Annotated in this window: 6 protein-coding genes; 1 reads left to right on the top strand and 5 read right to left on the bottom strand. The window is 40.9% G+C overall.

All coding sequences use genetic code 11. From position 1 onward, the window contains the following. Nucleotides 1-52: 52 nt before the first annotated feature. The 4 genes from BCT81_RS13270 to BCT81_RS13285 form a co-directional block, all read right to left on the bottom strand. Nucleotides 53-649: a tyrosine-type recombinase/integrase gene (locus BCT81_RS13270; protein ID WP_102424721.1), complete on the bottom strand. Its 597-nt coding sequence runs from the start codon at nt 647-649 to the stop codon at nt 53-55. Between the two features lie 150 nt (nt 650-799). Beyond that, on the bottom strand, nt 800-1,297 hold the full coding sequence (locus BCT81_RS13275) for a DUF4865 family protein (protein WP_102424722.1): 498 nt from the start codon (nt 1,295-1,297) through the stop codon (nt 800-802). Next, the gene (locus tag BCT81_RS13280) at nt 1,294-1,698 is read right to left on the bottom strand and encodes a tautomerase family protein (RefSeq protein WP_004739426.1); all 405 of its coding nucleotides are present in this window, start codon (nt 1,696-1,698) and stop codon (nt 1,294-1,296) included. Before BCT81_RS13280 ends, BCT81_RS13275 begins: the two co-directional genes overlap by 4 nt. After that, nucleotides 1,698-2,024, bottom strand: coding sequence for a carboxymuconolactone decarboxylase family protein (locus BCT81_RS13285; protein ID WP_102424723.1), 327 nt, complete (start codon nt 2,022-2,024; stop codon nt 1,698-1,700). Before BCT81_RS13285 ends, BCT81_RS13280 begins: the two co-directional genes overlap by 1 nt. Before the next feature lie 106 nt (nt 2,025-2,130). Between BCT81_RS13285 and BCT81_RS13290 the strand changes: the two genes are divergently transcribed. Continuing rightward, entirely contained in the window at nt 2,131-3,000 is an 870-nt protein-coding gene (locus BCT81_RS13290; RefSeq protein ID WP_102424724.1) for a LysR substrate-binding domain-containing protein, read from the top strand. 479 nt (nt 3,001-3,479) lie between these two features. On the opposite strand, the gene BCT81_RS13295 is transcribed toward BCT81_RS13290, so the two are convergent. Further along, nucleotides 3,480-3,896, bottom strand: a complete 417-nt coding sequence (locus BCT81_RS13295; protein WP_102424725.1) for a DUF6678 family protein — start codon at nt 3,894-3,896, stop codon at nt 3,480-3,482. Nucleotides 3,897-4,016: the final 120 nt, after the last annotated feature.

Here is a 4,016-nt window from a genome sequence, read left to right on the forward strand (position 1 = left end):
TAAACACACTTTGGGGCAGGCTTTTCAGAAGAAAAGCCTGTTTCAGCTCCTGTCAGCAGTCTGTTTTCTCAGACAACCTCAGAGCGTCTTCTAGCTCAACGCCAAGGTATCGAATTGTGTTATCTAGCTTCGAATGTCCAAGTAAAATCTGTACGGCCCTGATGTTTTTTGTTCTGGCATATATTAACGTGGCTTTGGTGCGGCGCATGGAATGAGTGCCGTAATAGTTAGCATTCAGTCCCAGTTTTGCAGCCCAGTTCCTGATAATTGAACGATAGAATGAGTAGCTGATAGGTTGCCCAAAGCGTCGGCTACTCGGGAATAGAAAACTGCTTGCCTCTAGCGATGCTGAAAAAATCCATCGGCTAATACTTTGCTGTGTTCTTGGAGTAATCTCATAGTGGACATCAGTGCCAGTTTTTTGCTGGATGCACTGAACCCTTTCATAGATAACTCCTTGCGAAGAAACATCGTAAACGTGTAGCTTTAGTAAATCACTTGCTCTTAACTTGCTATCTATAGCTAGGTTCAGTAGTGCGAGCTGCATCAGATCATTTTCAATCTCCAGCCTAGTTCTGATCCGCCAGATCTCTTCAAGCTTAAATGGCCTTTTGATGCCACTGCATTTTCCAGAAGATAACCTTCTCATGATGACCTCCTCTCTGTGTTTTTGGTCAACATTAAGTTTGGCAGTCACATTTAGTAGGGTTTAGGAAGCTCTGCAACGTCAGTGGACAAAAGTGTGTTTTGGCTTAGGTCAAAACACACTTAATTATGTTAGTGAACCTAACGCATCTCATTACTCAATATTATTTTGACCATGAGCAACATATCCCACAGAGTAAACTTCACCGCTACTATCATCAATACCTTCTGAGCTACTCAACCACGTTAAACCGAGCGTTTCCCACGAGATATAATCTAAGCCGTGTACATCTGTATGTTGGTTGACTTTATTATGAATACACGCAAGAGAATGGTGCGAATCAGGAACGTTTGGCTCGTCGTCAACGAACCAAATATCAACCTTTGGGCGACCGAATTGTTCGCAAAGAGCTTTGAATCCATCACTTTGGAGAAATAAGACCATTGCGTGATGATCTCTCCAAACATAAAACGGGGCGTAACTATTCATCTGATTTTCATAATTTTTCGCGTCTTTACGCGAATAAAGATAGGCTTTAAAAATTAACCCTGGGAACCCATCTAATAAGTGACCTTTTTCCTTGATACGAGCTTCTATTGTTTCCATAGGATAATCAGACGGGAGAACGATTTTATATTGCATTGCTATCATTGTATTATCTCCATTTCATCTTTCCATGACTGACCAGAGGAAAAAGACCAGTCTTCTGGGCCATTGAATTGAACAATGATCATGATATCTTCTTTACGAATGGGGGTTTGGGCCTGAAGTTGCTCACACAACGCTTTGTACAAGGCTCGCTTTTGTTCATGGTCACGTGATTTTCCAGCGAATATGTGAAACAAAATTCCAGATTCACTACGACTTTGAGCCAGATTTGGATAATTCGAATTAAAAACCTTTTGCTGTGGGGCATGAATGTCGAATATTTGAAAACAGTCTCCATTCGGTACTGCAAAATAAGCTTCTAAACATTGCTGGAGAATATGTGATATTTGATGCTTATAGTTTTCAAATAACTCATTACCTATAGAAATTCGTGTCATTGGCATTAGTCATTCCCCTCGTGGTCCATTTCATCTAACCGCTCAAGTGCAGAAGCCGTTACAGGCCAACCGGCATAAAAAGCAAGATGAGTCATTGTTGCGCTCAGTTCTTTTACTGTCAGTCCGTTACTTAATGCCCGAGCTAAATGACCCGGTAGTTGTTCCACACGATTTAAGACCACTAATGCGGTGATGGTTATCAGACTTCTATCACGAGTGCTCAGACTCTCATCACGCCATATCTGTCCAAATAAGATATCTTCCGTAACTTTATGAAATTGTGGAGCAATTTCAGCAAACAGTTTCGTCAAGTGTTGTTCTTTTGTATCCATATATTTCCCCTGTTTTTTCGTCTACTGGAAAAGAATAAGTTGATTTTTTAATATAAAAAATCAAAACTATTTTGATATACAGTTTTGATTTTCGGGATAGTTGAACATGCGGAGTCTGGATTTAGATGCCTTACGATGTTTTGTCTTAGGAATTGAGTTAGGAAGCTTTGCAACTGCAGCTGAACGACTTAATCGCTCACCCTCTGCGGCCAGTGCCCAGTTAAAAAAGCTCGAACAGCAGTGCAACACCTCATTAGTGACCAAAATCGGCCGCCATCTAGAGCCGACAGAAGCAGGTGAAATTATTCTGGCTTATGCCCGTCGCATGCTTCAGTTAAATGACGAAGCTCTAAACCAGTTAGTGGAAAATTCATTGACGGGGAAAGTGGTTTTTGGCCTACAAGAAGATTTTAGTGACGTACTATTGCCTCAGTTGCTAGGTGTATTCTCTCGTTCACATCCAAATTTACAATTGCAATCCATTGTTGGGCGCCATCAGGAGTTGATGGATGGCATTCAATCTGGTGAGTTAGACTTTTCATTGGGATGGAGAGGTGAAAAATCGGCGCCATATAGTGAACTTCTGGCAGAATTACCACTGTACTGGTATGGGCCAGCAAATAAATATCTTAAAGAATCCATTAATATTTCTAAACCTGTACCACTAGTCATGCTTGATGGTTCTTGCATTATCAGACAACAAGCCATAGCAGCATTAGATCGCGAGGGGATTCCATGGAAAATTACCTTTGTTGGCCGAAGTCTGAGTAACTTATGGAGCGCTGTTGATGCCGGCTTAGGAGTTACGGTTCGCTCTTCTTTCAGTCACCCGGATACTATTAGTAAGTTGGATGGTTTGCCGGTCCTTGGAAAACTTAGGTTGTGCCTCGATCGTAATCAATATAAGTTAGAAAAAGTACAGGAACAGTTGTATGACGAATTAAAACAACAGCTTACACTCTATATCAAAAAGTAAAGTGATTGAATTGCTGCCAGAATTGTGGACATAAAAGTCCACATTATGAGCAAGCCTGAGTCAGATTGAATCAATAGGTAAACTAATCCAAAATCACATTAATTCGATGTGAATGAGTATTTGCTCTAACAAGCTTTGGGGCACTTTTGAGTTAGAAAGTGCCACGGGTAAAAATTCAGCCTGTGAAGGTTTTGGACAGAAAAGAGTTTCGCAATTCTTATGTTAGCAGTTCATTAATGGCTACAGTTATGGCAGATAACAAAACTGACATGCAGGACGCATAGGGTGATCTTTCGCCTTTAGGCTTACGAGTATCGAATCGTCCCACTTTTGTAGCATCTTTAAATTCTGCTTCATGAGCCTAATGGGCGATTACCCGCTTTACTTGCTTATCAACAAAAGTGAGTTAGCGTCGAAGCTCTAACTCGTTCAGTGAACATTAGAAAAAGTATCTTGAGTCTTAAACGTTTGTTATACGTTTATTCTCTGAAACCGTAGATACGCAACCCTCTATCTGTAAGCTCCGTATCAAAGTGCCCAACCGAGTTTAAGATACTCAATGCTTCATCTATATCTTGATGCCAATGTTTAAAGGGCACATTTTCATACCCACTAGGCTTGCCTACTTTGGGGATTTCTAACCACTCAATTCGCTTGTAGGCGAAAGGTCCTGAGCCATAGTCACCCACATACTTTTCCATTAACTCGTCCGATTTGGTAAACCAGCCTAGAAACTCATAATCGTCGTCAACAAACTTCCAGTAACACTGGTTCAACATCAATTCTGGCACATCTAATACCGTAAACACTTTACGCCATTTAGCATTTGACATTAGTGACACTGAAAATCGATTTTTAATAACGTTATCTAGGTATTCATCCATTCTTGCTGGCATCCAAAATCTCCAAACGTATAACGCGCAATTAAGGTGTTAACCACGCGATGCCGAAGCTCCCGCATACCACCTTAATCACTAAATTCAACGCATAGTATAAATGCCACGCGTTGTGAATCA

The sequence above is a fragment of the Vibrio sp. 10N.261.52.A1 genome (genome assembly GCF_002876325.1).
Lineage (GTDB): Bacteria > Pseudomonadota > Gammaproteobacteria > Enterobacterales > Vibrionaceae > Vibrio > Vibrio chagasii.